This window comes from Vibrio sp. 1727 (assembly GCF_033344415.1).
In the GTDB taxonomy this organism is placed as follows: Bacteria; Pseudomonadota; Gammaproteobacteria; order Enterobacterales; family Vibrionaceae; genus Vibrio; species Vibrio alginolyticus.
The window spans coordinates 1-1,563 of sequence record NZ_JAWPOT010000063.1; the positions used below are offsets into that span (position 1 = coordinate 1).

Sequence of the window (1,563 nt, forward strand, 5' to 3'; positions counted from 1 at the left end):
TAAGGAGGTGATCCAGCGCCAGGTTCCCCTAGCGCTACCTTGTTACGACTTCACCCCAGTCATGAACCACAAAGTGGTAAGCGTCCCCCCGAAGGTTAAACTACCTACTTCTTTTGCAGCCCACTCCCATGGTGTGACGGGCGGTGTGTACAAGGCCCGGGAACGTATTCACCGTGGCATTCTGATCCACGATTACTAGCGATTCCGACTTCATGGAGTCGAGTTGCAGACTCCAATCCGGACTACGACGCACTTTTTGGGATTCGCTCACTCTCGCAAGTTGGCCGCCCTCTGTATGCGCCATTGTAGCACGTGTGTAGCCCTACTCGTAAGGGCCATGATGACTTGACGTCGTCCCCACCTTCCTCCGGTTTATCACCGGCAGTCTCCCTGGAGTTCCCGACATTACTCGCTGGCAAACAAGGATAAGGGTTGCGCTCGTTGCGGGACTTAACCCAACATTTCACAACACGAGCTGACGACAGCCATGCAGCACCTGTCTCAGAGTTCCCGAAGGCACCAATCCATCTCTGGAAAGTTCTCTGGATGTCAAGAGTAGGTAAGGTTCTTCGCGTTGCATCGAATTAAACCACATGCTCCACCGCTTGTGCGGGCCCCCGTCAATTCATTTGAGTTTTAATCTTGCGACCGTACTCCCCAGGCGGTCTACTTAACGCGTTAGCTCCGAAAGCCACGGCTCAAGGCCACAACCTCCAAGTAGACATCGTTTACGGCGTGGACTACCAGGGTATCTAATCCTGTTTGCTCCCCACGCTTTCGCATCTGAGTGTCAGTATCTGTCCAGGGGGCCGCCTTCGCCACCGGTATTCCTTCAGATCTCTACGCATTTCACCGCTACACCTGAAATTCTACCCCCCTCTACAGTACTCTAGTCTGCCAGTTTCAAATGCTATTCCGAGGTTGAGCCCCGGGCTTTCACATCTGACTTAACAAACCACCTGCATGCGCTTTACGCCCAGTAATTCCGATTAACGCTCGCACCCTCCGTATTACCGCGGCTGCTGGCACGGAGTTAGCCGGTGCTTCTTCTGTCGCTAACGTCAAACAACGCCGCTATTAACGACGCCGCCTTCCTCACGACTGAAAGTGCTTTACAACCCGAAGGCCTTCTTCACACACGCGGCATGGCTGCATCAGGCTTGCGCCCATTGTGCAATATTCCCCACTGCTGCCTCCCGTAGGAGTCTGGACCGTGTCTCAGTTCCAGTGTGGCTGATCATCCTCTCAGACCAGCTAGGGATCGTCGCCTTGGTGAGCCCTTACCTCACCAACTAGCTAATCCCACCTAGGCATATCCTGACGCGAGAGGCCCGAAGGTCCCCCTCTTTGGCCCGTAGGCATCATGCGGTATTAGCCATCGTTTCCAATGGTTATCCCCCACATCAGGGCAATTTCCTAGGCATTACTCACCCGTCCGCCGCTCGACGCCGTTATCGTTCCCCGAAGGTTCAGATAACTCGTTTCCGCTCGACTTGCATGTGTTAGGCCTGCCGCCAGCGTTCAATCTGAGCCATGATCAAACTCTTCAATTTAAGATTTTGT

General features: G+C 54.0%; 1 rRNA gene. It reads right to left on the minus strand.

Annotated elements, in window-relative coordinates:
* Window positions 1-1,553 (minus strand): 16S ribosomal RNA (locus R8O10_RS23805).
* Window positions 1,554-1,563 lie beyond the last annotated feature (10 nt).